This is a genomic window from Streptomyces nodosus, assembly GCF_008704995.1.
Classification (GTDB): domain Bacteria; phylum Actinomycetota; class Actinomycetes; order Streptomycetales; family Streptomycetaceae; genus Streptomyces; species Streptomyces nodosus.
Genome location: NZ_CP023747.1, coordinates 250,619 through 276,088 on the forward strand (window position 1 = coordinate 250,619; position 25,470 = coordinate 276,088).

The window sequence follows — 25,470 nt, forward strand, 5'->3', positions numbered from 1 at the left end:
AGTGGGGGCAGAGCGCGAGCCGGGGGCGCTCGAAGCACCTCTCAGTCCGTGAGGTGTGGGAAGACCTTGCTGAACAGTCTGCTGTGCATGGTGGTAGACCCATCGCTGCTGTTGCCGCATGGAGCTCTCGGGTGTGTCAGTGGCGGCTGCGATTCTGTGCCGCATGGACGAGAAGACCTTCTGGGCGCTCATGGACGAATTGAGCCGCCGCCCCGGCGACCGGAGCGAGCGGCTGGATTGGCTGCGCGGGGAGTTGCTGCGCTGGACGGCTGCGGCGGGCGTGGAGTTCCAGGCGCACCTGGAGGCCGCGTGCGAGGCCGTCGCCACAGGCGCGCTGTGGCGGGCGGTGAGCCGGATCGAGGGCGGCTCGTGTTCCGACGACGGCTTCGACTATTTCGCGCTCTGGCTGGTGGCGCAGGGGCGAGGGACGTACGAGGCAGTGCTCGCTGATCCGGATGCGCTCGCCGACGTTTCCCAGGTGCGGGCCCTGGCGGGGCGGCACCTTCGAGAGTGGCACGACGACGACTGGCCGGAATGGGAGGATCTCGACTACGTGGCGCAGGATGTCTTCGACGAGCTGACCGGCCAGGAGGACGACTGCGGGGACGCGTTCTACGAGGCCCTGGACGCCGTCCAGGAGGCGCGGTCGGAGTATGAAGAAGGGGACGAGACCGTGAGGGCCACGACGAGGGGTGCGATACCCCGGCGCGCCGCGGGGGCGGGGACACCTCGGCTCGACGCCCTCTTCCCGGTGGAGGCACGCGCGCCTAGTCAGTGACCCGGCGCCGCGTCAGAAGGACACTGCCCGCGTCGAAGGCGGCCGGGGGGCGGCGTCCGCGAGAGGGGGACTCGACACGGTGTTGACGGACAGGCGACTGAGCAGGTTCACCGGCTCTGGCGCTGATCTTGTGACGCTCCGGGACCCACCTGGGCCAGGTTCTATGGTCGCCAATTCTCCCGGTAGTCGGGGTGCTCGGCGTACGACTGTGCCAGCACGCGAAGAGCATGTCCGAGACCGGCGAAGCGCGCGTCGGACGGATCCATTGCCGCGTAATCCCGGGCCAGCATGTCGACGAGGTCGAGCATCGGCAGGTGGCTGTCGAGGAGGGCGTTGGCCCCGGAACGGTAGGCCACATCGGCATAGGCGTGGTTGTCCGCCTCATAGCGGGCGTGGAGGAATTTCAGGAGGTCGTCCATGAAGAGATCTTTGCCCACCTGCGGCGATGTGGGGAAGGATTCCTACCCGTCTCAAAGCCGGAGGAGAATGCGGGTGCGGAGGAGATCGAGCTTGGCCCGGCCGTAGCCTGCGCGTTTGATCAGCTTCACCCTCGTGACCTGGCCTTCGACCTGGCCGGAGCTCCAGGTGCTTGACAGGCCGGCGACGACCGCATCTCGGTCATGGAGGAGGCCGTTGGCGAACTGCCGCAGGGCGGGTAGATCGTGCTGTCTGACCTGTTCGATCCATTCGTTGAGGTCTTCGCCGCGGTGCTCGTGCATGAGCACGGCGAAGGCTCGGACGTGGCCGACGGCGGCGTCGAGTTCGGGGCAGGCCGCCCGGATCTCCTTCAGGCCTACGGCCTCCTTGGAGCGAAGGCGCTCGGGGCGGGTCATGATCCAGCGCAGGGCTCTTCTGGGTTTCGGCAGTGCCGGGGGCGGCGGCGCTGTGATGGTGCCCTGCTTGAGCAGGCGGACGTGGGAGTTGACCACGCTCCTGTCTCCGGAAAAGCCCTGGTCGCGTACATAGTCGTCCAGCAGTGTCCGGCGCTGGGTGACCTTCACCAGTAGCTCGTCGACGTTCGCGGTCCGGGAGTATCGGCGGACGGCGTAGTAATCCAGGTCCAGGTCACGGCTGATTCCGCGAAGGGATCGGCCCTGGGTGAGGAGTTCCTGGGGGCCGCGGTGGCGTTCGCGGATCGTGGCAACGATCTGGCGGGGCCGGCCGCGGACGTCGAGCATGCCGTCCGGTTCCGCCGGTGGCTGCGGGTCTCCGGGCTGGTGCTTGGCCTGGTGGGTGGTGCGGAGGCAGTCGTCGTGGCTGGTGACGGTTTTCTCCACGGCCTTGGCGAGGTTGTTCCACAGGTGCCAGGCGTCGGCGACCTGGACGGCCTGAGGGGCGGCCGTTCTGGCGGCTTCCGCGTAGGCGGAGGCGCGATCTCGGCAGATGATCTGAACCTCGGGGTGGCCGGCCAGCCAGCGGGCCACCGGTGCGGCCTCGCGGCCGATCGGTCGACGGGTCTCCAGATCGACCAGCAGCGTGGCATAGGTGTGGCCCTTGAGTAGGGCGAAGTCGTCGATGCCCAGGACCCGGACGGGCCCCGGTCCGGTCAGCACGGTGGTCCGCAGCAGCCTCAGCAGGATGTCCTTCGCCGCGGTCATGCCTAGCCTTCGGGCGAGCCGTGCGCCGGGCCGTCCGGCCAGCGCCTGAGCAACGCTGCCGAGGAGGTCTCGCAGGACGGGCGTGTACCGTGCGTGCGGCCGGGTCAGTCCCGGAATCTGCTCGGCGAAGGTGACCGACGAACACTCGGCCGTCAGACACTTGAACCGCCGTGTCAGCACCACGATCACCACCGGCAGCCGGCCCAACGGCACGTCCGCGAGCCGCCGTTCGTACCGACCGTGTATTCGGCCGGACCGCCTTCCGCACCCCGGACACCGCGCCGAACGTGTACGAGATTGTGCACGTAGCACGACCACGCCAGCGTCCCTGTGCACCGACTCAGCTGGAGTACTAAGCAGTGAACGCGCTGGCCCTTTGCCGCAGAAGAATCTGCAGCAAGCGGCTCTGGCGACAGGGGCACCCGTGCTACACGCTGCCGAGGTCCCCCGATCGGTTGGCAGACCACCACGAAAGATGGACACCAGGGCACCTGCAGAGCGGTCCGTGTCAGGCGGGATCGCTGGGGCGGGCGAGTCCGAGGTCGTAGGCGAGGATCACGGCCTGGATCCGGTCCCGGGCTCCGATCTTGGCGAGGACTTTTCCAACGTGGGTTTTGACGGTGGACTCGGACAGGGACAGGGCTTCGGCTATCTCGGTGTTGGTCCAGCCTCGGCCGATGGAGAGAAGCACCTCATGCTCTCGTTCGGTCAGGGAGCGGATCCTCGGATCGCTTTCGGCTTGCCCGTCCTGCGGGTGCCTGGGGAGTCGGTGGGCATAGGTGTCCAGGAGACGGCGGGTCAGGCTGGGGGCGATGACCGCGTCGCCCGAGGCGACGGCTCGGATTCCGGCGAGCAGCTCTTCGGGCAGGGCGTCCTTGAGCAGGAAGCCGCTGGCTCCGGCGCGTAGTGCGGAGTGTGCGTATTCGTCCAGGTCGAAGGTGGTGAGGACCAGGATGTGGGAGCGGCCGCCGGTGGCGGCGATGCGGCGGGTGGCCTCGATTCCGTCCATGCCGGGCATCCGCACGTCCATGAGGACCACGTCCGGGCGCAGTTCGGCGACTCGGCGCACCGCCTCGGCGCCATGGGCGGCCTCGCCGATGACCTGGAAGCCAGGTGTGGTTTCCAGGAGCATCCGGAAGGCCAGGCGTTGCAGTGGTTGATCGTCGGCGATCAGTACAGTCGTCATGCCGTTTCGGCCGTTCGTCCTCGCGACGTGAGAGCGGGGGGCACGCGGAGCGCGGCGTGTACGGTCCAACCACCACCCGGGCGTGGCCCAGCGGTGACCGTCCCCTCGTACACGGCGGCGCGTTCCTTCATGCCCACAATGCCGTGCCCAGCGCCACTGGCCTCTTTCTCACGCGATGGCTGGGACTGAGTGGAAGCGGTGGGGGGTCCTGTGTCCTCGATACGGATGTGCAGGGCGTCGGCGTCCCGTGACACGGTGACCGATGCCTGGGTCTTCTTGCCCGCGTGTTTCAGCATGTTGGTGAGCGCCTCCTGCACGATCCGGTAGGCGGCGAGTTGGGTTCCGGTGTCCAGTGTCACCAGTCCTCCGGTGGTGGTGAGGGTGATCTCCGGGCCGGCGGCGCGGACGCGGTCACACAGGGAGGCAAGGTCCGAGAGGCCCGGCTGGGGGTGGAGGGCCGGCTGCTCTGCGGCGTCCTGGTCTTGTTCGTCGTGCAGTACGGTCAGCGTGCGGCGCAGTTCGCTGAGGGCCTGGCGGCCGCTGCCGCTGATCAGCTGCAGGGCCTGTCTGCTGCGTTCCGGGGCCGCCCCGATCGCCTGGGCGCCTCCGTCGGCGAGTCCGATCATGACGGAGAGGTGGTGACCCACAATGTCGTGCATGTCGCGGGCGATGCGGGTGCGTTCCGCGGCGACGGCCAGTCGGTCGCGCTGTTCGCGTTCGATCTCCAGCTGTGCTGCGCTCCGTCGTAGTGCCGCCAGATAGTCCTGGTTGACCCGTAGGCCCAGTCCCAATGCCATGGCAGCGGTGGCGGTGCTCCAGAGGAAGAACAGTGCGCCGATCGGGGAAATGGCGTCGGGGACCCGCAGCGCCGCCTGTACGAGGGCGGCGAGCACCCACGCGCCGCCGACTGCGAGGTGCCGCAGGCGACCGTGCCGGGCCAGGCTGTAGAGGGCGACGAACACTGCGATGTCCGTGTTCAGCAGGACGTCGAGTGGCCACTGGATCAGGAAGACCGCCAGCACGGCGGCGAGGGCGGCGGAGGGCTTCTTGCGCCGCCACAGCAAAGGAAGCGTGAGGCCCAGTTGCAGGCCAATGATCCCGGTCGTGGGCAGCCCCGCCTTCCTGGCGAAGGCAGCCTCGGAGATCAGGTCCGGGATGCCGATGGCCAGCAGGACGACCAGCACGACGCAGACGTCCAGCACCCACGGCCGTCTTCGGTCGGCGTGCCGCAGTCGTCGTCCGGCACCGACCCACCGTTCGGCCTGTGGATGGCTCCACATCGGGCTCTGCGTCGTCACACTCACTCCTCCATCATCGGCGGCCAGCGCGGGCGACGCCCCAGGCCCGTGCCTGGTGACGCCCCCCCTGCGTTCCCCGTCCCGCCTGCGTCAGGCGTCGCTGCGCTTCAGACGGATGGCGGCGCCGACGAGCGCCAGCGCGGTCCATCCCAGCAGCACGGCGAGCCCGCCGCCGGGGGACAGCGCGTCGTGGGTCAGTGCCAGTGTGTACATGGACGCCCCTGCATTACTGGGCAGATACGGGCTGATGTGCTGGTCCCAGGACGCGGGCAGCAGCGTGGTCAGCCCCCGGACGGTGAGCAGCAGCACGACCAGGACCGTGATGCCTCCGGCCACCGAGCGCAGCAGGGCGCCCAGGGAAATGCCGATCACGCCAACCAGGGCAAGGTAGAGCCCGCTCCCCAGCAGGCTGCGCAGCACCCCCGCGTCTGATGGCGACAGCGCCGCGGGCGTCCCGGACAGCAAAGGCCTGCCGATCAGGAACGCTGCGAGCGCCCCGGCGCTGCCCACGGCGAAGGAGACCGTCGCGTAGATCGCGGCCTTGGACCACAGGACGGGCAAGCGCCGTGGAACCGCCGCCAGCGTGGACGAGATCATGCCCGTCGAGTACTCGGCGGCCATGACCAGGACGCCCACCGTGCCCATGATCAGTTGGCCGAGGTTGATCCCGAAGACGGACAGGCTCACGGCGCTTGCGTCCGAGAAGGCACCGGAGAAAGGCCCCGACGCCGACTGCCCCGCGTCGACCTGCGAGCGGTAGCGGACCGCGGCGAACACGCCGAAACCCACAAGCAGCAGCAGCGCCAGCCCCAGCATGATCCAGGTGGAGCGCAACGACCAGAGCTTGGTCCACTCCGAGCGCAGGACCCCTCGAACGGTCACCCTGTAGGTGGGGCGCGCTGGCTTCGTGGGGGCGGCGACCGGGGACTCAGTCGTCATTGTGCTCATGCCGCGCTCCCGATCTTTTCCTCGGAGGCCGCATCAGCCGTCTCAGGGCTGGTACGACCGTGGTACTCGACGGAGTCGCCGGTCAGTGCCATGAACGCCTCCTCCAGCGACACACTCGCAGAGGTCAGCTCGAAGAGTGCGATCCCGGCCTCCGCGGCCTTGACCCCGATGGCGCGCGCCGACAGGCCGGTGACCTGCAGCTCCTCTGATCCCGCACGTCCGGTAATCTCGACTCCCGGACCCACCAGGAGGTCACGCAGGCGGGCCGGGCTCGCCGTGGCCACCTTCACGGTGTCGCCGCCGGCCTGGCGGACCAGATCCTGCACGGAGGTGTCGGCCAGCAGTCGGCCCCGCCCGACGATGATCAGGTGGTCGGCGACGAGTGCCATCTCGCTCATCAGGTGCGAGGAGACGAAGACAGTGCGGCCCTCGGCGGCCAAGCCGATGAGCAGGTTGCGGATCCACAGCACCCCCTCCGGGTCCAGGCCGTTGACCGGCTCGTCCAGCATGACCGTCGCAGGGTCGCCAAGCAGGGCCGAAGCGATGCCCAGGCGCTGGCCCATACCGAGCGAAAAGGCCCCCGCGCGCTTCTTCGCGACGGCCTGCAGGCCCGTCATCTCGATAACCTCCTCCACCCGGCGGCGCGGGATGCCATGCGTGTGCGCCTGCGCCATCAGGTGGTGGAAGGCGGAGCGGCCTGGGTGCATCGACTTCGCCTCCAGCAGCGCGCCGACCTCCTGCAGCGGCGCGGAGTGCCTGGCGTAGCGGCGGCCGGCGACGGTGACCGACCCGCTGGTCGGGGCGTCCAGGCCGACGATCATCCGCATCGTCGTCGACTTGCCCGCGCCGTTCGGGCCCAGGAAGCCAGTGACCGTACCGGGACTGACCGTGAAGTCCAGCCGGTCCACAGCCGTCTTGTCCCCATACCGTTTGGTCAGGTGCTGTACGTCGATCATCGAGCTTCCTCACGTCCGATAGGCCGGATCCGAACTGGCCTGTGTCCTCACCAAGGTAGGGATCCGGGGCAGTCCGCCACTGGTACCCGAGTACTGTCCTGGTCCTCTGGGCCGGTACTGCGGTACCGGGTGTCCTGGCACCGTGGTACCCAGGCCAGAAGGGCTGGCCGGGTTCCGATCAGGCAGGGCTGTCGGCGAAGGCTGGAAAGTGGGCCGGTAGCGAAGAACTATCCGGCGAGGGCGAGGTTGTGTATCCGTGCGATCCCGAGCATGGCGTGGTGGACGCCGTCGCCTTTGAGGCGGCAGTCGCGGAGGATCTTCCAGGTCTTCATGCGGGCGAAGACGTGCTCGACGCGGGCGCGAACCTGCTTGTGGGAATTGTTGTGGGCCTGCTTCCAGCCGGGCAGCTCCTCGCCCTTGCGGCGCCGGTGGGGCATCACGAACCCGGTGTCCGGATAGCCGCCATCGGCGATGGTTATGGTCGTGCCGACAGCGTCCTTCGCGCCGGACTCCTCCCATGCCTTGCAGTCATTTCAGTTGTCGGGCAGGGGCCGGCCGACGGCCACGAAGAGGCGGGTGTCGGCGTCGATGACGACCTGGTGGTTGGTGGAGTACTGGTAGTTCATCGACTGCTCGGCAACAGCGTGATCCCGGGTGGGCGCCAGGGTGCCGTCGACAATCGGCACGGTGTCCTTCGCGAACCGCTTGCGGGGCTGGAGGGCGAGCATCGGCCCGAGGTGATCGAGATTCTATCCGCCGCCGATTTGGAAACCCCGAAGAGCGGCGCCAGTTGGCGCATGGTCAAGTTTGTGCGCCAATACGTCGCGACCAGCGGGGCCCGGTCCTCCAACGACAGGCTCCACGGCCGGCCCCTGCGGACCGCGTCCGCACCCTCGCGCCGCAGAACCGTCACCAGTTCGGCAAAGGCACGCGGGCTCAGCCCGGTGAACGGGGCTATCCACGAGGACTCCGACGCCGTGATCACACCAGCCATACGACAGATCATTTCAGTTGCCGACACGTCTCCCCGCGGCTGATCCTGGGCCCCGGGTAAGCAAGGAGGAACAGGATGGGGCTCATGCTCTCCCCCGGAGACGACGACGTGACCAGCCCAGACGTCTCCTGGTCCTACACCGGCTTCAACATGTTCAGGCAGTGGCTGGCTCAGGCAGAGGGGTTCACCCTTGCGGAGATGGACGGACTCGGTGGCGACCGCATGTGGAGCAGCATCTCCACCACGCTGGCGCCGCTCCTCGACCATCCAGACGACGAGGGCTCTCTCGCGCCCGCTCAATGCGCGGCCATGCTGCCCAGGCTGGAAGCAATCACCGACCAGCGGGAACACCAGGATGGGGACCCCGTCCTTGAGCGACGCATCGACGACGTGCGCCAACTGGTCACCGTCATGAAGTACTGCTTGGAGAAGGAGGTCGAGCTCATCTTCTGTTGACTGCCGCGGGCTGTCGCCCGTTGGAGGTGAACAGCACTTGCGGGACAGCCCTTAGAGGTCCTAACAAAGGCGTTGGACGTGTCGGTGGGTGATCAGGCAGGTGGCGAGGCCGAGGAAGGCCTCGTGGATGTCGTCGCGTCGTTCCCATCGGATGCGTAGACGACGGAAGCCGTGGAGCCAGGCGATCGTTCTTTCGACCACGTACCGGAAGGCGCCAAGGCCGGAGCCGTGTTCCTGTCCTCGTTGGGCGATGACCGGGCGGATGCCGCGCTGCCAGAGCAGGCGACGGTATTTGTCGTGGTCGTAGCCGCGGTCGGCGAGCAGGGCGTCCGGCCGCCGACGTGGTCTGCCGACGGCACCGGCGACGGACGGGACTTTGTCGATCAGGGGCAGCAGTTGGGTGACGTCGTTGCGGTTGCCTCCGGTCAGCGACACGGCGAGCGGGATGCCCTGGCCGTCGGTCAGGACGTGGTGCCTGCTGCCCGGCCGTGCTCGGTCGACCGGGCTGGGCCCGCTTTTGGGCCCCGCCGGGCCGCCCGGACGTGGGACGAGTCGATCACCGCCCGCGACCAGTCCAGCTTCTTCGCCGTCCGCAGCTTCTTCAGCAGCAGCACATGCAACCGGTCCCAGACGCCGGCCTCGTTCCATGCCGCCAGGCGCCGCCAGCAGGTCATACCCGAGCCGAAGCCCAACTCCTGCGGCAGGTACTCCCACTGGATCCCGGTATGCAGCACGAACAGGATCCCGCACAACGCCTGCCGGTCCGGCACCCGAGGCCGACCCGACACCACTACACCCGCGACAGCGACGGCGAGGCCATCGCCGCCGACGCCACCCAGCAGAGCGTCCACGGCCAGACCATCCGTGACACCGGCACCACCGGCGGCACGCGCGACCAGGCCTACACCTACGACGCCAACACCAACCGCACCGCCCTGGCCACGTCGACCGGTGATGTGGGCGCGCCCTGCACCAGCACGGGCGCGACGACGACGTCGTACTCGTACGACAGCGCCGACCGGCTTGTCGTCACCGGCACGGTCGACGACGCTCTAGGCCGCACCACCACCCAGGCGCCCGGCACAACCATCGGCTACTACGCCAACGACCTCGTCCGCCAGTAGACCTCCGGCACCAGCAGGCAGACCTGGAGCCTGGACGCGGCCGGCCGCCTCGCCGCCTGGACCACCGAAACCCAGGGCAGCGACGGCGCCTGGACCCAGACCGAATCCAAGACCAACCACTACGACTCCGACGGGGACAGCCCCGACTGGATCCAGGAGACCAACTCCACGATCAGCCGCAACGTCCAGGACATCGGCGGGGACCTCGACGCCGTCACCAGCGCCACGGGCGACACCGTGCTCCAGCTGACGGACATCCACGGCGACGTCACCGTGGAGCTCCCCCTGGACACCAGCCAGACCCCGACCGCACTCGCCTACGACGAGTACGGCAACCCGCAGGGCGACATCAGGGCCACTCGCTACGGCTGGCTCGGCGGTAAGCAGCGCTCCAGCGAATCCCCCCGAGATGCGACCAACGGCGGGCGAGCCTCCCGGCCGGCGCACACATCCGGAGTCCAAAAGGGCAGAGGCACGGGGCGGCTTGAGGAACGGCCTTGCCGACAGGACCCGTTCGTGTCGGGTACCGCCAACACCAAGAGTCACACACGCCACCGGCGTGGCCGGTTCCGAGACGAGTCCCACCTCACGGACAGCGATGACAGCACACGCCTCGTCCGGCTCAAGCACTCCCGCGCCGTGTCCACGCGTCAGGACAAGCGCGCCTATGTCTTCCATGGCACCATCGTCGTAGCCTCGATCCGCCTCTGACTCAAACCGTGACATGACCAACCTCCCCGAGGCGTCCTCCTTCTCGTCTGAGCGGGGCTGCGTCCGGTCGCCGCACGAGCATCTGCTGGCAGGCCAGGCTGAATTCCGAGACCGGCCGACGGCAGTTGGTCATGTGAGGGCGCGGCTCGTGCGGTCCGTGTGGATCGAGTCCGCTTCGGGCGGAGGATCGATCCTCGGGCGGCTTCAGGATCGTGGCAGGAAGCGGGCGATCTCCGCTGCCACGGTGTCCGGAATCGCCGACGGTGCGAAGTGCATTTGGCCGGGGAACGTCGTGAGTGTGACGTGGGGCAGTACGCTCGCGAGCCGGTCCAGGGTTTGCGGCATCGGCGGCCAGGTGTCGGCCCCTCGCATCAGCAGCGTCGGGACGGTGGCGGCGGACCACCGCTCCACATCCGCCGTGTCCGCGGCCATCGATTCGAGATCGCGGCACCAGCCGTGCGCATCGTCGGGCTCCTCGCCGGCTGGCTTGCCTGCGTCCATGAGGTTCAGCAGTACAGCCGGAACGCGGGCCACGACCTCCGCCAGGAGGCGGTCGGCCTGCCTCCGGTCACCGCGCGCGGTCAGCTCCTCGAACCGGGCCAGGACGGGTGCCAGTTCCTCGCCCGCCGCATACAACGGCGGCTCCCACAGCACCAGCGAGCGGACCGGAAGCCCGGCTGCTGCAGCGTGCAGAGCCACGGTGGCGCCGTAGGACATGCCGGCCAGGTGCACGGGGCGGCCGATCTTGTCGATCAGCGCCCCTAGATCCCCCACCTCATCGGCAAAGTGTTTCGGCGACCGGCCTGGCCCGCTGGGGGCATACCCGCGCCGGGCCGGTGTCCACAGCTCGAACCGGTCGGCCAACCGTTCAGCCACTGGCTGCCAGGAATGCAACCCACCACCGGAACCATGAACCATGACGACCGGCGCTCCGGATCCGATCCGTCGGCACGTGACGGCAGTCCCATCAAAAGACTCGAACGACATAAAGGACTCTGACAACTCCACCGCGCTTGACATACTGGGACCGTTGCACTGTCTGCCCGGATAGCTCCACCGATTTTCTGCGGCTGGAGCAGTCCCTCGGGCATGCTGGTGATCCGCCGGACAGAACCCAGTGCACTGTCTTCGGTGAGGCCGTTCAGCTCGAGACCGCCGGGCCCATCAACAACCCGAGGGCCTCGTCTGTCGCGCACCCTCAGCCATCCCCGGATCAGTGGCCAGACTGAAGAAGCTCACTGAAAGATGGCCTGGTCGAAGTCCCGCCATGCCCCGTGCCGTCGCTCGACTCGGCCTTCGCGTCGTCGTACGAGTCCGCAACGGAGCCGACCGAAGCGGCGGCACCGATGCCGACGAGCCGGTCGGTGGACTGGTTGCAAGCGCCTTGCGAGCCGCGGTCGTTGGGAACGGATAAGGCCGGAATCGGTCCTGATCTGTCTCCGCCAGAGCGTTATCTCCGGCGGAGCTCGAATCCGCATGCGGTTCAGTGCCTACCAGCTGACATTCGTCCGGGAGACGACGTCCAGGACAGAACGCGACGTGGCCCCAGCCCTCCAAGTGCGGACGTAAGTCATGTTCGCCGCCCAGAGCGGTCGGGTGGCGGTCGCCGGTGCCACCGACCGGTGTCCGTCCCGAAGAACTCAAGGCGGAACAGTGGCCATATCCGTCGACCTCATCGCCACTGCGGAACCGGCGAGATGCCGCGTTCATCACGCAGCACCCCGTGCGGTGTTCGAGACATGCTCGCCTGACTGACGCACCGGCTGGTTGCGCTGCGGGGAGGCGCCCGCATCGAGAAGATCCTGATCCCGTATGACTGCACCGACCGATTCGGTGCCGCCTACTGGCGCCGACCCGAGGCATACCTCGGCCCGGAGGCACGGGGCCTCCAGAGCAACCGCGGCCAAGCCCCCGCCCGGTAGACAGTGGGCGGCCTTCGCCGCTGCCACCAGTTCTCATGGACGGACGTGAAACGACCCGCAGCACGGGCCTGCCCCAGCGAGGTCACCCCCGGAATCCGAGCAGAAGATCCGCCGGCGCTGCCGGGTGACTGGCAGCAGCTGGCGGTGTCCTGTGGTCAGAAGTGGGTGAACCCGCGGCGCCGACATCAGGGTGGCGGACACTGATGCTGGCGGGGTTGGGCACGGCCACGGACCTACCGGTGTCCGTGAGTCGGCCGGACCTCGGGTGGACGCGGAAGAGGTTGACGGTGCTGCTCGCCTCGTTCGCCACGAACAGCCACCGACCGCTGGAGTGCAGGCACATGCTCCATGGGGTGACACCCCCGCAGGGGACGCGCTGGACCTCCGTGAGCAGGCCGGTCCTCCGGGCGGCCGAGAAGACGACCAGGGCGTTGTCGCCACGGTTGGAGGTGTAGACGTACCCGCCGTCGCGGGCGATGACCAGTTCGGCTGCACTGGTGGAGCCGGTGTGATCCGGTGCGTTCGTCGTCAGGAGCTGGCGGCTCGTCAGCATCCCATGGCGTACGTCCCAGTCAAGGACCTGGAGTTCTGCGGTCAGCTCGCTCAGCAGGTAGACCGTTCGCCCGTCCGGATGGAAGGCCAGGCGTCGCGGGCCCGACCCCGGTGCGGTGGCGAAGGAGCCGGGCCCGGCGGATCCGGCGGACAACTGGTGTGCGGCCCGGTCGTAGTCGTAGACGAACGCCCGGTCGGCGCCGAAGTCCACGACCAGGGCGAACCTGCCGCTCGGGTCGATGACCACATGGTGCGGATGCGGCCCGGCTTGCCGCGGGTCGGGGCCGGAGCCCGCGTCCTGCACGCTGGAGGCCACAGCGCCGAGTCCGCCGTCCCCGGTGAGGGAGACGGTCACCGCGGAGCCCGCCGCGAAGTCGGCGACCAGCAGGGCGCCGGCGTCCGCGGTGGGTGCGATGTACGACAGTCCGCCGCTGCCGGTCGGGGCGGGCTCTGTCTCGATCTCCCCGGTCTGCCGCACTGCTCCCGTGCTGTCGTCGATGCGGAAGGAGCGGATGAACCCGCCCTGTTCGGCGCCGGCGACGTAGAGGACCGGGCGGTGGGGGTGTACCGCGACCCAGCTGGAGCTGATCTCCGCGACCCGCCCGAGCGGGGTCATGGTGCCGCCGACGGGGTCGAACCTGACCGCGTGCACCTGGTTCTGGCCCCAGGTGCCGATGTACAGCAGATCGTGGCCCCGGGAGCCGGGAGCGGCGGCGGACGGGACGGCCGACAGCAGCGGTAGGGCCGAGGCGGCGGTGACGGCGGTGAGCACGGCTCTTCGTGAAGGCCGCAGCGGTGACCGGTCACCGCGGCCGGCGTACGGTGGCGGAGGCGGGGATTCGTTCATCAGGATGGTCCCTTTTCTTGTGCTGAGGCCTGGAGGTCAGCTCCTGGGCCGCGGCCGACGGCGGGCCGCGAGGCCCAGGCGTTTGAGGGCGTAGGCGTCCAAGGCGGTCAGTACGCCGTTGAGGGCGAGGGTCAGCGCGACGAGGACGATCAGGCCGGCGAACTCGGCGGCGGCGTCGAGGTTCTGGGCCGCGGTGAACAGTTCGTGGCCCACGCCCTCGGAGGAGGCGATGAACTCACCGCCGATGACGCCGAGGATGGCCAGCGGCCCGCCGGTCTTGAGTGCGGCGAAGAACGGCGCGGCGAGCGTCGGGAGGGTCACGTAGCCCAGGACGTGGTGTCTGCGCCCGCCCATCACCTGGACGACTTCGACCAGTTCGCGTTCCCTCAGCCGCAGCCCCAGGTAGACGTTGTAGAAGACCACGAAGGCGACACCGGTCATGGCGATGGTGATCTTCGACCAGGAGCCGATGCCGAAGAACAGCAGGAACAGTGGGGCGAGTGCGATCTTCGGGATGCCGTTGACGGCCGCGACAAGGGGTTCGAGCACCCTTCCCAGAAGCGGGAAGGAGCCCAGCACCAGACCCATCACCGTTCCGGCGGCGACGCCGAGGCCGAAGCCTGCCAGGACCTCGATGGTGGTGACCTTGATATCGGTCCAACCGGTCGCCGAGCCGAGCATGTCGGTCAGCGCGTCGTACACGTCGGTGGGCTTGCTGACCGCGTACTCCGGCACGACGGGCCCGCTCATCACCTGCCACAGGACGAGCGCGACGAGGATCACCAGGACGCGCAGCACGATGATGGAGCCGGTGCCCTGCAGACGGGCGCGCGCCCTCGTGGCGGCCGGAGCCGCCGTGCCGGGGTCGGGCCTGGTCATGGCTTTGTCGGTGACGGTTGCCATGCTCTGCTCCTTTCCATGTGTGTTCGGCCGCGTCACGGCAGGTAGGTGTTGGTCCAGTTGTCGGAAGAGACGGATGCGTCGGGCACCGCGCCGATGCCGTCCCTGACAAAGGCAAGGGTCTTCTTCCAGTCGTCGTCGTCCTGTCGGGCGCTGGCCGGCCACTTCACCTGGCTGACCGAGGCGCTCAGCACGTCGTCAGGGGTGCCCGGCAGGGTCGCACGTGCCGCGGCCAGCACCTTCTCGTCGCTGGACGGATGCGAGCTGAGGTAGGCCGTCGCCTCCTGGACAGCGGTGGCGAATCCCCGCACGACGGTCTCGTTGGATTGCGCGTAGCTCTTCTTCGTCACCACGACCTGGCCGTATCCGGCCTGCTCATAGGCCCACTCGGGCACCTTGGCCGAGTCGGCCACCACGACGCCGTCGCCCTGGTGCTGGACCTGGAGCGGTATCGGCTCGGAGGTGATGAACCAGTCGACCTCGCCTTTGGTGAGTGCGGCCTTGTCCGCGGCCGGGCTCGGCAGGGAGACCCACCTCAGCTTGGCCGGGTCGACACCGTGGGCCTTGAGGAAGATGCCCGCCTCGGCCTTGGTGTTGGCGGAGCTGGCTCCGGCCGTCGAGTCGGCCAGGGCCTTGGCCACCTGGTCCGCCGGGGTGTCGGCGGTGAGCGTGTGCTTCTTGGCGAACTCGTCGCTGACGACCACGCCGAGCGGGTTGCCGCCGCCGTTCGTGGCGACCGAGATCTCCGGGAGCTTCTTGGAGAGGGCGGCCAGGAACCCGGTCGGGCTGGAGTTGAGGAACTGCACCGAGCCCGACTCCAGGGCAGAGGTACCCGTCGAGGCGGTCAGCGTCACATACTTGACCTTGATCTTGTGCTTGGCGAAGTAGCCGTTCGCATCCGCCAGCCGGATGGACAGGTCGAAGACGTTGCCGCTGACACCCACCGAGACGGTGGTCGTGCCGTCCGCACCGACCGAGGTCGAGCCGTCGTCGCCGCACGCGGTCAGCAGCGCGGCGCCGAGGATCGCGGCGGTGGCGGAGGCCAGGTAGCGGGCAGTCGTACGGGGTCTCATGGGAACTCCTTTGTTCACCTGTTCACCAGGCCTGTCGGGTGCTGAAGAAGCGGATCCAGAAATCGGTGCGCACCGGGTCCGCGACATGGATGGACTGGAACCGCGCGCCGATCTCCATGACGGAGCCGGCGTCGGCGGCGAATGCGGGCCAGTGCGGTAGGCCGCTGCCGTTGGGGTCGCCGGTGGCGGCGAAGTTGATCCAGTAGGAGGAGAGGGTTCGGGCGATGTCGTGATCCTTTTCGGTCCACGACGTGGTGCCGTCGGCGGGGTTGCCGAAGACGTAGTCGATCTCGGAGCCGTGGGACGCCCGGCTCGGGCCGCCACCCGGCACCTGGGTGCGGTGGGTCCAGAAGTAGGTGTGCAGGCTGCCGGTGGTGTGGCAGGTCCAGTCCGTGCCCCACAGGTAGGTCGACAGACGGGAGTTGTCCCGTGCCGCCCGGCTGCCGGCCGCGGCGGCCTCGTCGTCCGTCGTGGCCGGGTAGAGCCGCAGGAACTCCTCGGCCAGCGGCCCGAACTTGCGCCGGGCCGCCGTGACATGCTGCTCCAGCGTCACGTGGACCGGCGGCGATCCGGGGCGGACCGTGCGCCGTCCGGCACGCAGTGCGGCGACCATCGTCTGGGGTACGGCGCCGCTCTCGTCGAGGTTGTTCCCGGTGAGGTAGTCGACGTCGTTCTGCGCGCCCTTGGCGTATGTCTCGTCGTAGCCGGCGGGGATCGCCCAGCCGTCGACGACGGGACGGAAGAGAGGGGGTCCTGCCGTGCCGCCGGTCTCTACGGTCGTGTCGACGGGATGACGGCCGTCGACCAGCTTGCGCCAGTGCAGGCTCCGCAGCTCGCGCGCGGTCTGTGCGCCGTGCACCCGTGCGTAGCGGTCTCCTGCCGTCTCGGCGTCGGCGGGAAGGCGGTAGGAAGTGGAGAGGTAGCGCAGTTCGGGGTCTCGCGCGTAGCGCGCGTGGCTCTGCGCGACAGCCCGGTGGAAGAGCCCCTTGGCGAGTGGGGACATGGCCAGGAAGTTGGCCATGCCGGCGCCCGCGGACTGGCCGGCGACGGTGACCCTGCCAGGATCGCCGCCGAAGCATGCGATGTTGTCACGTACCCAGCGCAGGGCGGCGACGCAGTCGAGCAGCCCGTAGTTGCCGGAGGAGCCGTGTCCGGACTCCCCGCTCAACTCGGCGGTGGCGAGGAAACCGAAGGCGCCCAGACGGTAGTTGAAGGTGACGACGACAAGGCCCTTTCGTGCCAGCTTCTCGCCGTCATAACGCGGATGTGCCCCGGTGCCCTCGCGGAAGCCGCCGCCGTAGATCCACACGAGGACCGGGCGGAGTTCCGCGGTGGAGGGTGCGCCCGTCCAGATGTTCAGGTTCAGGCAGTCCTCGCTCATGGGGACGTCGACACCGGTCGCGGCCGCGTCGGTCGGCGCCTGCGGGCACATGGGCCCGAACCGGCCGGTCCGCCGTACACCCTCCCAGCGTCGCGGCGGCTGCGGCGCCTGCCAGCGCAGGTCACCTACCGGCGGGGCGGCGTAGGGGATGCCGCGGAAGACGGTGACGGACCGGTCCCGGCACGGTACTCCCTCGACGGGCCCGGCCTCGGTGTCCACGGTGTGACGCATGACGTCCTTCCCACCCCGGCCGGTCGTCAGACGACTCGCGACACCGGGGACGTGTCCAGCAGCAACGCCCTTCGGGCGGAGCCGACGTGATGGCGCATCGCCGCGACGGCCGCATCGGGATTACGCGTGACGATGGCGAGAAAGATGGCCTGGTGTTCCTCCAACGACCCGGACCTCGGGTGCTGCGCGGACAGGTTGCGGTACTGGCGCATCACCAGCGGGTAGAGCAGCGTGTCGTAGGCACGGGCCAGGGTCGTCTGGTGCGAGGCCTGTTTGATCTGCTGGTGGAAGCGCCGGTTGCCGCCCGAGTAGGCGTCCTGGTCCCCACGGGTCTTCACCTCCTCCATGTCCTGGAGGGTGCGGCGCATGTCCTCGATCTCCCCGGGGGTGGCGCGTTCGGCCGCCTTGCCGGCCAGAGCGGACTCCAGCGTCTCGCGGGCCTCCAGGATGTCCGCCGCCTCCTCCACTGAGAAGCTGCGGGTCCGCACCCCGCGGTTGACCTCACTGGTGGCGTAGCCTTCCTGCGTCAGCCGTACCAGCACGGATCGCATGGTGCTCCGAGACACGTCGAACATCCGGGTCAGGTCCGCCTCGGTCAGCCGCGTGCCGGGGGCGATGCTCCCCGACAGCAGCAGGGAGCGAAGCCCGTCGTAGGTCTGACTCTGCCTGGTGCCCGATGTTCTCGCCTCGGGTGCGGCAGCGTCACCGTCGTGGTCCACCTCGAGCGCCCTTTCGTTCCGCGGGGTTGAGAGCCGAGGTGTGCACCCGGCCGGCTGCACGGGGGGGCGGGTTCCTACCCGGCCAGTGAGGGGTAGAGGCGGCGTGCGGTTCCCGCGAAGATCTCCTGCCGGGCCGCCGCGGGCAGTGGTGCCAGCACGGTGCGCGCCAGGTCGACGAGCTCGGTCAACGGCTGTTCGGCCGCGGGAAGGTTCGATCCCCAGGCGATGCGCCCGGCGCCGAAGGACTCGATCACGGGCGTGAGGAACTCGATGGCCCTTTCCCCCGCCGCGTGCAGCGGCTCCAGGTTGCGGTGGGTGAGCTTCAGATACAGACCCGGATGGCCGGCCAGCTCGGCGACCTCTTTGCCGGCACGTTCCGGACCGGCTGCGATGTCGGGGTATCCGATGTGGTCCAGGAGCACCCGGACGGTGGGGAACCGCTCCAGTACGTCCACGAGCTGTCCGGTGGCCGCACCCAGCCGCATCTGGAGGCAGACGGTGACGTCGAGTTCTCCGGCGGCGTGCCAGAACGGGTCCGCCTCGGGTGCGGCGAACCACTCTCCCTGGGTGGGCACGGTGCTGCCGCTGGTGAACAGCCGGACCCCGGCGAGACCCCGCACGTCGACGGCCGAGGCCAGTCGCGCCGGGGCGTCGAGGGTGAGCGGGTCGAAGGTGCCGACCGCGAGGAGCCGTTCCGGGTGGACGGCGACGCTGTCGAGGACGTAGGAGTTGCGGTAGCCGTAGGCGGTCGTGGCCTGGACCAGGACGGACTGCCGGATGCCTGCCTCGTCCATGCGGGCGAGCATGCCTTCGGCGGTCACCGGCCGGGAGGTGGCCCAGGCGGACGGCTTCCCGCCGATGGGCGACCACGGATACCGGTTCTGGTCCTGGGCGATGACGTGGCAGTGCGTGTCGATGATGTCCATGGATCTTCGCTCCTGTCAGACGTCGGGGTAGTCGCCGTCGGCGAACAGCGCACGTGGGTCGTCGGCGAAGTCCGCGTCCAGCAGGCCCTGGTCACGCGAGTAGCGCACCAGAGCGGCCAGGCTCGGCTCGTTGGCGGCCACTCCGTAGGGCACGGGATCGCCGCCCGTCTGTGCGGCTTGGCGGGCGAACCGCGGCAGCTCGGTCCAGTCCGGGTCGATGGCCAGCTGCCGCCGCTTGGCCTCGGCGAACGCCGCGTACAGCGCGGTGGCCAGCGAGGGGTCGCGGGCGACGAGGTCCGCGCGCAGGGCGATGAGGGAGTGCAACGGGTAGACGCCGGTGCGCAGGTGGTGGTCCGAGGCGACGATGTCGGCCTCCGGGAACAGCGGGTACGGGGTGTCACCGTCGCTCGCCCGTGGTTCGGCTGTCGCGGTCCAGCCGCTGCGCGGCGCTCCCGCGCGGCCGGTGCCGGCGTTGCCGGTGAACGCGGCGTCGATCTCACCGGCGCGGAGCAGCTCGCCGAGCGAGCGGCCGTCGGTGACGCGCTCCACGTTGGGCGGCACTCGGCCCTCGACGTGGTCGTCGTCGTCCACCACCCAGGTGATCTTGCGGATGTCGACGCCGTACTCCGACGTGAGGACGCCGCGCGCCCATACTCCGGTGCTGACCGAGTAGGCGCGCACGCCCACTCGGCGGCTCTCCAGGTCGCGCGGCACCCGGATGCCGGAGCGGGCGCCGCACTGGATGTCGCCGTGGTGGAAGCGGCGGTTGAGGAAGACCGGGATCGCGGTGAGGGGAATGCCGGCCTGGCGGGCCATCAGGTAGGACACCGGTGCCAGTTCGCACACGTCGAACTCGAGGTCCCGGATCATCCGTCGGTAGGCGCCGATGACCGGCCTGACCGCTATCTCCTCGACGGCGTACGTGGCCGTGTCGGTCACCGGGGCGGGGATGTCACGCGCGTGCGCGTAGTCCCCGAGGGCGGTGGAGAGCTTCTCCATTTCCTGCCTTTCGTCTGTCATTCGGTGGGGCGCTCCGACGCCAACCGGCCGCCGGGTCCGGCGAGCCGTGCGGATCGGCCGCCGGGATCAGCCGCCGAGGCGGGACGCCGGGACACCCAGGGCCGCGCAGGTGCGGTCGACGATGGCGTCGAACTCCACGGCCCGCGGGACGACCTCCTGCTCCAGGGCGTAGGCGGCGGCCCTGGTGAACGGGCCGCGCAGACCCGCGAAGCCGACCGGGTCGATCGCGGCGGTCGGCGCCGTGGCCGCCGCCGCACGCATCGCGTCGAACGCGGCGAGGATCGCCGGGGAGTGCTCGCGGGCCGCCGCCCCGGTCATGCCGACGACGTGGTTGACGGGAGTGAAGCCGGTGCTTGCCGCCCACTCGGCGGCCACCTTGCGCGCGTCGGTGATGGCGGTGCGGATCCGGTCGTCCGAGGGAAGCTCGTTGCCCATGATCCCGAACTCGACCCGTCCGTCCAGGAAGTCGGCCGGCAGTTCGGCGCCCTCGGGCGCACGGGTGACCCAGGAGGGGTCCTCGCAGCCGTCGACGTGGGCGCCCTCGTAGGTCCGCCAGTCGATCTTGCGCAGGTCGACGCCGTAGCTCTCGGTCAGGAAGCCGCGCACCCAGACACCCGTGGTCTGGCTCCAGGCGCGCACCCCGACGCTGTGCCCCTCGATGGCCTGCACCGTCAGCCGGCCCATCGTGACCAGCGTCTGGTGCTGGTCCCGGCCGAGGGCCGTGATCGGCAGCAGCAGTACGTCACGGCCTTGGGCGACCGCCTGCAGCAGGGTCACGATCGCGAGCTCGCACACATCGGCGCCGGTGCCGTCGACGAAGCCACGGGAGGCCTTGTGGATCGGCCTGGTGCCCAGCCGTTCGAACCGTGTCCCGGTCTCCTCGACGGCCGTCCCGGCCGCCGCGGCCAGGTCGTCGCGGCCCAGAACCACCTTCATCATTTTCTCCTCGGTCCGTTGTGGGGATGCCGTGCGTGGTGCTGACGCAGCAGGTCGGCGCCGTAGTCGCCCCCGTTCGGGGTGCGCACGATGGTGTGAATGTGCCGGCGGGTCGGGTGATCGTTGGCGTACATCACGCCCGGCATGTGCTCGAACTCGACCAGGATCACCGGGCTGTGCAGGCGGTAGTAGAAGACGCCGTCCGGGTCGCCGACCCACCCGAACCAGGTGTTGCCCTCGTGCGCCAGGACCTCGTTCATCCGGACCTTGGCATGCCCGGGGTCGGCCCGGTCGGTGTACAGGGCGATCAGCTCGAGCGCCGCGCGCCGCTGGTCACCGGTCAGGCCGCTGAGCGGCAGGCCTGCGAAGTCCAGCTCCCAGTTGTCCCGGAAGGCGCCGACGAACAGCTCGTTCGGCAGTTCGTCGGCGATCGTGGCCCGCTGTCGCTGGGGCGCCGACAGTCCGGCGAACAGCTGCTGCCCCGCGGCCTCCTCGGCGCGGAAGGCGGTCGTCCCGGCGTACTTGCCGCCGTGGGCGGTCTCGGGTTCGGCGCCCAGGAACGTCGGGGTGAGGACCATGTGGTCGCCGACCAGGGCGCAGTTGACGTTCACATGGTGGCCGTCGAGCTGCCAGCCGAACGGGCCCTCGCCGAGCGGGTCGCCGTAGACGCTGAACCAGTACAGCCACTCGTTGAGCTTGTCGGTCTCGCCGCGGATCTCTCCGATGGTCAGGTTGAGGTGCATCAGGTCGACGACCTGGCGGTACCCGGCGTCGCTGAGGCCGGCGTGGAGGACGTCCAGGGCGAGCTGCCGCTTGATGTCGTCCAGTTCCTCCAGGCACAGGCCGTGGCGCAGGAAGTAGCGTGCCCCGTTGTTCCAGTGGCGCCAGGTCACGTCCCGCATCGGGAAACGCGCGTCGTGCAGTTCGTTGGGGGTGAGTGCGCGCAGGTAGGCGGCGGTCGCCTCGCGGATCCGGTTGGTGTCGGCCCCCGTTGCGTTCAGCGGGTACAGATCCGGGACCGGTCCGTCGGACGTGACCACCCCGCGCAGCGGCTCGTCGGCCGCTTCGCGGCGCCAGTCGATCTTGGCGAGCAGTTCCGGTGTCCAGAGTTCCGGTTTGCGGGTGGGGGCCGAGGGCCGCACCCGCAGTTCCGAGTCGTCCATGCCTTCCATCGCCTCTTCTCCTTCTGGTGGTGGTCGCCGGTCCGCTCAGCCTTCGAGGAACGCCATGTCCTTCTGGATGCGGGCCAGGTCGACGGGGGCACTGACGAGTCCCTGTTCCAGGGCGTAGCGGGCCGCGACCTCCAGACCCCGGGCGAGTGTGTCGCTCCATCCGGCGGTGACCGCCCGGCCCGCCGCGGTGGTGAGGTCCCGCTCGGCGGCGGTCTCGTCGATGCCCCGGGCAAGCGCCCGGAACAGGGCGGTGACCGCGTCGGGCCGGGAGCGCAGGACGTCGTCACGGACGACCAGCAGATGGTTCGCCGGCACGGTCCCGTGGCGTTCCGTCCATGCCGCGGCCGCTTCCTCCGCGTCCTTGATCACCGGGACCAGGGGGATGCCCTGGACACCGATGGCGCGCGGCCCCAGCACTGCGGCGTCCACGTCCCCGGCCTGTAGGAGGGCCGCGACGGCGCCGGTGGGCGACCGTTCGACGTTCGGGGGGTTCACATAACTGGCGACGTGCGCGTCCTCGGTGGTGACCCAGGTGACGTCCGACGCGTCGACGCCGTAGTCCTCGCGCAGGATCCCCCGTACCCACATCCCGGTGGTCTGTCCGTAGGACCGCACTCCGATCCGGTGGCCCGCGAGGCGCCGCGGGTCGAGGTCGGGGCCGTCGGGGAGTCGGGTCAGCGAGTGGTGGTGCGTGGCGCCGATCAGCACGGCCGGAAGCAGGGTGACCGGCACGCCCGCGTCACGGGCCAGCAGATAGGTGGCGACCGGCATCTCGCAGACGTCGAACTCCAGACCGCGGACCATGCGTGGGAAGGCGGAGTGCAGCGGTGAGGCTGTCAGGAAGCGGCACTCGACGTCCTCCACGGGGATCGTGCCGTCCCTGAGTACGCGGGTGTGCGGGTAGTCCCCGAGCAGGACGTCCAGTGCCCCGTCTGCTGCGGAGGGGATGTTCACGGCTGTGGTCTCCTTGCTCCTCGTCCGGCTCACACGTCCTCGCCGTACCAGAGGCGCCGGTAGGGCGGGCTGAGCACCTTGCGCGTGATGCGGACGTCGATGACGGTCGGGCGGGGCTCACGGACGTACGCGGCGAGTGCCGCGCGCAGCTCGTCCGTGGTGCGGACGGTCGCGCCGGACCCGCCGAGGGCCACCGCCACCGCGCCGAGTTCCGGTGTCGGGATGATCGCGAGCTCCGGGTCGAGCCCCTTCGCTGCGGACTTGTGGTATTCGGCGCCGAGGCCCTCGTCGTTCATGACGACGGCCAGCAGTGGCACGCCGTACCGGCACGCGGTCTCGAACTCGGGCAGGTGCATCAGGAAGCTCGCGTCGCCCTCGACCACGAACGACGGCCGTCCGCCGTCCGCGACGATCTTGCCGATGGTCAGCATCGGGGCCTGCCCGATCGCTCCGAACATGCCGTAGTTGGAGACGATCTCGCGGGAGCGCTGGAACAGCATGGTTCCGAAGTCCGTCTGGTGGCCGCTGCCGAGGACCAGGTCGATCTCGCCGGGAAGCTCTTCGTCCAGCACCGTGATCGCCTCACGCGGGTCGATCCGGCCCGGCTCCCGCACGAAGTCGGCGGGGTCGACCAGTGGGGCGGACAGCCGGCCGCGGACTTCCGCGGTGTGGAAGCCATCGATCCGTACGGAACGGCGGGCGAGCTCCTGGTCCAGCGCGTCCAGCGCGGTCACCGCGTCGGCGCGGACATAGACGTCGGCGGCGGCCCCGTTTCCCATCACCAGATGCTCGGCGGTGTCGATCTGGACGTATTTCGCCTCGGGGAAGAGATAACCGGCCTCGGTCGTGTAGTGGTTGAGGCTGGCCCCGACCGCGATCACGCAGTCGGCTTCCTGCAGCAGCTCCATCGCCACCCGGTTGCCGAACAGGCCGGAGATGCCCACGTGGTGCTCGGTCCGCTCCCGCAGCCAGTTCTTCGCCTGCAGCGTGGTGGCGAGCAGTGCCCCTGTCCGTTCCTGGAGCCGCAGCACGCCCTCACCGGCGTCGGCCTGGCGCGCGCCGCGACCCGCGATGATCACGACCTGCTTGCTCGCCTGCACGATGTCGGCGGCGCGCGTGATCCGCTCGGGGTCGGGCAGTGGCCGCTGCCGGTCGATCAGTTGGGTCGACGGCACATACGGCAGGTCCAGGGCGTCGCCGAATTCATGGGTCTGGATGTCCATCGGCGCGCTGATCATGACCGGGCGCGACTCGGTACGGGCGAGGTGGAAGGCGCGCTGCACGACCTCCTGTGCCTGGTCCGCGCGGTCGAGGTGGACGTAGGCGCACTCGATGGCGGCGGCGAAGCGGCCCTGGTCGAGGTACTGCGCGGCAGCCTTGTCGCCCCAGGCGGTCTCGCCGCAGAGCGCGACCAGCGGGGTACGGGCCCGCGCCGCGACGATCATCGAGGTGGCGAGCTGCGAGACGCCCGGACCACTGGTCGTCGTGATCACTCCGGGCCGGCCGGATGCTCGCGCCCAGCCGTCTGCCATACCGAGGCCGGAACCCTCGTGCCGCACTTCGAACAGCCGCGCTCCGCGCTCGGCGAGGGCGTTCATCCAGTGCATGTTGGCGTCGCCCATCATGCCGAAGACGTCCCGGGTGCCTTCCTGGACGAACGCCTCGGCCATGGCTTCATAGACCTTCATCGGGCCGTCGCCTCCGCATTCGCCAGGTGCTTGTGGTTCTTCAGGCGTGGGAACACACGCAGGGCGTTGCCGGACTCGATGAGCCGACGGTCCTCGTCGGACAGGCCGGTGACGGAGTCGAGGATGCTCTTGGTGTCGTCGAAGTGGTGTCCCGTCTCGGGGTCGATACCACGGACGGCACCGATCATCTCCGAGGCGAAGAGCACGTTCTCGGCCGGTAGCACGTCCACCAGCAGTTGCATGCCGCGCGGGTGGTACACGCAGGTGTCGAAGTAGACGTTGTTCAGGACCAGTTCCTCGAGCGGAGGTCGGCCCTGGTCCTGCATGACGCCCCGGTAGCGGCCCCAGTGGTATGGGACGGCGCCGCCGCCGTGCGGGATGACGACCTTCAGACCGGGGAAGTCCCGGAACAGGTCCGACTGGCACAGCTGCATGAACACGGCGGTGTCGCCGGCCAGGTAGTGGGCGCAGGTGCCCTGCAGCGCGGGGTTGCGGGACATGGCCACATGCAGCATGGCCGGGACGTCCAGCTCCACCATCTTCTCGTAGAGCGGGTAGTACACCCTGTCGGTGACCGGTGGGGCCTGCCAGTTGCCGTCGGAGGGGTCCGGGTTCAGCAGGGCGCCGACGAAGCCCAGCTCCCTCACGCAGCGTTCCAGTTCGGCGACGCTGTTGTAGATGGATTCCTCGAGCGCGTCCCCGGGCGACTGGGGGAGCTGGCAGACGCCGACGAACCTGCCGGGGAACAGCCCGCACACCCGGGAGATCAGGTCGTTGGTGACGCGGGACCAGTCCAGGCTCGTCTGCGCGTCACCGTGATGGTGGGCCATCTTCCCGGCGCCGGGTGAGAACAGCGTGACATCGGTGCCGCGTTCGTTCTGGAGCTTGAGCTGGCCCTGCTCGATGGCGGAGCGGATCTCGTCGTCGCTGATGCACAGTTCGTCGGGTGGGACGCGTACGCCGGAGTCCTCGAAGGCGCGGATCTGTTTCTCCCGCCACCGGCCGAGAGCGGGAGGGGCGGTGGTGAAGTGGCCGTGACAGTCGATGAGCATGGCAGCTCCTTGCGGGGAGGGTGACGGTCGGAGGCCGGACCCGGCCGG

General features: G+C 69.4%; 24 protein-coding genes and 1 pseudogene. 4 read left to right on the forward strand and 21 right to left on the reverse strand.

From position 1 onward, the window contains the following. Positions 1-163 precede the first annotated feature (163 nt). A complete protein-coding gene (locus tag CP978_RS01290; protein ID WP_043447881.1) occupies positions 164-778 on the forward strand; it encodes a DUF4240 domain-containing protein in 615 nt (204 codons plus the stop codon). A 161-nt stretch (positions 779-939) separates the two neighbouring features. Here CP978_RS01290 and CP978_RS01295 read toward each other — a convergent pair whose 3' ends face one another. The 7 genes and pseudogenes from CP978_RS01295 to CP978_RS01325 all read right to left on the reverse strand — a co-directional run bounded on the left by CP978_RS01295 (position 940) and on the right by CP978_RS01325 (position 7,758). Further along, positions 940-1,197 (reverse strand): DUF6221 family protein, encoded by a 258-nt coding sequence (locus tag CP978_RS01295; RefSeq protein WP_144401415.1) that lies wholly within the window; start codon positions 1,195-1,197, stop codon positions 940-942. 51 nt (positions 1,198-1,248) lie between these two features. Then, positions 1,249-2,859 (reverse strand): ISL3 family transposase, encoded by a 1,611-nt coding sequence (locus tag CP978_RS01300; RefSeq protein ID WP_311774999.1) that lies wholly within the window; start codon positions 2,857-2,859, stop codon positions 1,249-1,251. A gap of 25 nt (positions 2,860-2,884) precedes the next feature. Next, positions 2,885-3,562 carry a response regulator gene (locus CP978_RS01305; protein ID WP_043436836.1) on the reverse strand — a complete coding sequence of 226 codons (678 nt, stop codon included), beginning with the start codon at positions 3,560-3,562 and terminating at the stop codon, positions 2,885-2,887. Beyond that, positions 3,559-4,860 (reverse strand): sensor histidine kinase, encoded by a 1,302-nt coding sequence (locus CP978_RS01310; protein ID WP_227745278.1) that lies wholly within the window; start codon positions 4,858-4,860, stop codon positions 3,559-3,561. The genes CP978_RS01305 and CP978_RS01310 overlap by 4 nt, the downstream gene beginning before the upstream one ends. 90 nt (positions 4,861-4,950) lie before the next feature. Next, on the reverse strand, positions 4,951-5,808 hold the full coding sequence (locus CP978_RS01315; protein WP_043436843.1) for an ABC transporter permease: 858 nt from the start codon (positions 5,806-5,808) through the stop codon (positions 4,951-4,953). Next, on the reverse strand, positions 5,805-6,764 hold the full coding sequence (locus CP978_RS01320; protein WP_043436846.1) for an ABC transporter ATP-binding protein: 960 nt from the start codon (positions 6,762-6,764) through the stop codon (positions 5,805-5,807). The genes CP978_RS01315 and CP978_RS01320 overlap by 4 nt, the downstream gene beginning before the upstream one ends. Positions 6,765-6,991: 227 nt before the next feature. Continuing rightward, positions 6,992-7,758: pseudogene (locus tag CP978_RS01325) on the reverse strand (transposase). A gap of 75 nt (positions 7,759-7,833) precedes the next feature. On the opposite strand from CP978_RS01325, the gene CP978_RS01330 reads away from it, so the two are divergent. Next, complete coding sequence (locus CP978_RS01330; protein WP_043436849.1) at positions 7,834-8,214, forward strand: hypothetical protein; 381 nt, start codon at positions 7,834-7,836, stop codon at positions 8,212-8,214. Positions 8,215-8,274: 60 nt separating this feature from the next. On the opposite strand, the gene CP978_RS01335 is transcribed toward CP978_RS01330, so the two are convergent. Then, a protein-coding gene (locus tag CP978_RS01335) for an IS5 family transposase (protein ID WP_162484966.1) occupies positions 8,275-9,056 on the reverse strand; the annotation gives its coding sequence in 2 pieces (ribosomal slippage) (positions 8,275-8,729 and positions 8,729-9,056; 783 coding nt in all). On the opposite strand from CP978_RS01335, the gene CP978_RS35165 reads away from it, so the two are divergent. Both CP978_RS35165 and CP978_RS35170 read left to right on the forward strand, forming a co-directional pair. Continuing rightward, positions 8,940-9,338, forward strand: a complete 399-nt coding sequence (locus tag CP978_RS35165) for a hypothetical protein (RefSeq protein WP_174498593.1) — start codon at positions 8,940-8,942, stop codon at positions 9,336-9,338. The two genes, CP978_RS01335 and CP978_RS35165, sit on opposite strands and share 117 nt — an antisense overlap. 237 nt (positions 9,339-9,575) lie before the next feature. Next, positions 9,576-10,049 carry a hypothetical protein gene (locus CP978_RS35170; protein ID WP_043436856.1) on the forward strand — a complete coding sequence of 158 codons (474 nt, stop codon included), beginning with the start codon at positions 9,576-9,578 and terminating at the stop codon, positions 10,047-10,049. Between the two features lie 204 nt (positions 10,050-10,253). Here CP978_RS35170 and CP978_RS01345 read toward each other — a convergent pair whose 3' ends face one another. The 13 genes from CP978_RS01345 to CP978_RS01410 all read right to left on the reverse strand — a co-directional run bounded on the left by CP978_RS01345 (position 10,254) and on the right by CP978_RS01410 (position 25,422). Next, positions 10,254-11,069: an alpha/beta fold hydrolase gene (locus CP978_RS01345; RefSeq protein ID WP_079161948.1), complete on the reverse strand. Its 816-nt coding sequence runs from the start codon at positions 11,067-11,069 to the stop codon at positions 10,254-10,256. A 984-nt stretch (positions 11,070-12,053) separates the two neighbouring features. Beyond that, positions 12,054-13,295 (reverse strand): lactonase family protein, encoded by a 1,242-nt coding sequence (locus tag CP978_RS01355; protein ID WP_063839030.1) that lies wholly within the window; start codon positions 13,293-13,295, stop codon positions 12,054-12,056. Between the two features lie 111 nt (positions 13,296-13,406). Next, complete coding sequence (locus CP978_RS01360; RefSeq protein WP_227745280.1) at positions 13,407-14,273, reverse strand: ABC transporter permease; 867 nt, start codon at positions 14,271-14,273, stop codon at positions 13,407-13,409. A gap of 32 nt (positions 14,274-14,305) precedes the next feature. Continuing rightward, positions 14,306-15,343 (reverse strand): ABC transporter substrate-binding protein, encoded by a 1,038-nt coding sequence (locus tag CP978_RS01365; RefSeq protein ID WP_043436859.1) that lies wholly within the window; start codon positions 15,341-15,343, stop codon positions 14,306-14,308. Between the two features lie 22 nt (positions 15,344-15,365). After that, a complete protein-coding gene (locus CP978_RS01370) occupies positions 15,366-16,955 on the reverse strand; it encodes a carboxylesterase/lipase family protein (RefSeq protein WP_043436861.1) in 1,590 nt (529 codons plus the stop codon). Between the two features lie 26 nt (positions 16,956-16,981). Next, a complete protein-coding gene (locus CP978_RS01375; protein ID WP_043436862.1) occupies positions 16,982-17,674 on the reverse strand; it encodes a GntR family transcriptional regulator in 693 nt (230 codons plus the stop codon). Positions 17,675-17,748: 74 nt separating this feature from the next. Next, positions 17,749-18,600, reverse strand: coding sequence for an amidohydrolase family protein (locus tag CP978_RS01380; RefSeq protein ID WP_043436866.1), 852 nt, complete (start codon positions 18,598-18,600; stop codon positions 17,749-17,751). A gap of 15 nt (positions 18,601-18,615) precedes the next feature. Then, complete coding sequence (locus CP978_RS01385) at positions 18,616-19,620, reverse strand: substrate-binding domain-containing protein (protein WP_227745281.1); 1,005 nt, start codon at positions 19,618-19,620, stop codon at positions 18,616-18,618. Between the two features lie 66 nt (positions 19,621-19,686). Next, positions 19,687-20,559 (reverse strand): hypothetical protein, encoded by an 873-nt coding sequence (locus CP978_RS01390; protein ID WP_227745282.1) that lies wholly within the window; start codon positions 20,557-20,559, stop codon positions 19,687-19,689. Next, a complete protein-coding gene (locus CP978_RS01395) occupies positions 20,556-21,728 on the reverse strand; it encodes a DUF3500 domain-containing protein (protein ID WP_052453911.1) in 1,173 nt (390 codons plus the stop codon). Before CP978_RS01395 ends, CP978_RS01390 begins: the two co-directional genes overlap by 4 nt. A 36-nt stretch (positions 21,729-21,764) precedes the next feature. Continuing rightward, a complete protein-coding gene (locus CP978_RS01400; protein ID WP_052453912.1) occupies positions 21,765-22,682 on the reverse strand; it encodes an ABC transporter substrate-binding protein in 918 nt (305 codons plus the stop codon). A gap of 29 nt (positions 22,683-22,711) precedes the next feature. Continuing rightward, positions 22,712-24,370 (reverse strand): thiamine pyrophosphate-binding protein, encoded by a 1,659-nt coding sequence (locus tag CP978_RS01405; RefSeq protein WP_043436873.1) that lies wholly within the window; start codon positions 24,368-24,370, stop codon positions 22,712-22,714. Next, positions 24,367-25,422 (reverse strand): amidohydrolase family protein, encoded by a 1,056-nt coding sequence (locus tag CP978_RS01410; protein ID WP_043436875.1) that lies wholly within the window; start codon positions 25,420-25,422, stop codon positions 24,367-24,369. The genes CP978_RS01405 and CP978_RS01410 overlap by 4 nt, the downstream gene beginning before the upstream one ends. Positions 25,423-25,470: the final 48 nt, after the last annotated feature.

Coding starts and splice junctions, on each gene's coding strand:
- CP978_RS01290 (WP_043447881.1), top strand. CDS start 164: ATGGACGAGAAGACCTTCTGGGCGCTCATGGACGAATTGAGCCGCCGC.
- CP978_RS01295 (WP_144401415.1), bottom strand. CDS start 1,197: ATGGACGACCTCCTGAAATTCCTCCACGCCCGCTATGAGGCGGACAAC.
- CP978_RS01305 (WP_043436836.1), bottom strand. CDS start 3,562: ATGACGACTGTACTGATCGCCGACGATCAACCACTGCAACGCCTGGCC.
- CP978_RS01315 (WP_043436843.1), bottom strand. CDS start 5,808: ATGAGCACAATGACGACTGAGTCCCCGGTCGCCGCCCCCACGAAGCCA.
- CP978_RS01320 (WP_043436846.1), bottom strand. CDS start 6,764: ATGATCGACGTACAGCACCTGACCAAACGGTATGGGGACAAGACGGCT.
- CP978_RS01330 (WP_043436849.1), top strand. CDS start 7,834: ATGGGGCTCATGCTCTCCCCCGGAGACGACGACGTGACCAGCCCAGAC.
- CP978_RS35165 (WP_174498593.1), top strand. CDS start 8,940: ATGCAGCACGAACAGGATCCCGCACAACGCCTGCCGGTCCGGCACCCG.
- CP978_RS01345 (WP_079161948.1), bottom strand. CDS start 11,069: ATGTCAAGCGCGGTGGAGTTGTCAGAGTCCTTTATGTCGTTCGAGTCT.
- CP978_RS01360 (WP_227745280.1), bottom strand. CDS start 14,273: ATGGCAACCGTCACCGACAAAGCCATGACCAGGCCCGACCCCGGCACG.
- CP978_RS01365 (WP_043436859.1), bottom strand. CDS start 15,343: ATGAGACCCCGTACGACTGCCCGCTACCTGGCCTCCGCCACCGCCGCG.
- CP978_RS01370 (WP_043436861.1), bottom strand. CDS start 16,955: ATGCGTCACACCGTGGACACCGAGGCCGGGCCCGTCGAGGGAGTACCG.
- CP978_RS01380 (WP_043436866.1), bottom strand. CDS start 18,600: ATGGACATCATCGACACGCACTGCCACGTCATCGCCCAGGACCAGAAC.
- CP978_RS01385 (WP_227745281.1), bottom strand. CDS start 19,620: ATGACAGACGAAAGGCAGGAAATGGAGAAGCTCTCCACCGCCCTCGGG.
- CP978_RS01390 (WP_227745282.1), bottom strand. CDS start 20,559: ATGATGAAGGTGGTTCTGGGCCGCGACGACCTGGCCGCGGCGGCCGGG.
- CP978_RS01395 (WP_052453911.1), bottom strand. CDS start 21,728: ATGGAAGGCATGGACGACTCGGAACTGCGGGTGCGGCCCTCGGCCCCC.
- CP978_RS01405 (WP_043436873.1), bottom strand. CDS start 24,370: ATGAAGGTCTATGAAGCCATGGCCGAGGCGTTCGTCCAGGAAGGCACC.
- CP978_RS01410 (WP_043436875.1), bottom strand. CDS start 25,422: ATGCTCATCGACTGTCACGGCCACTTCACCACCGCCCCTCCCGCTCTC.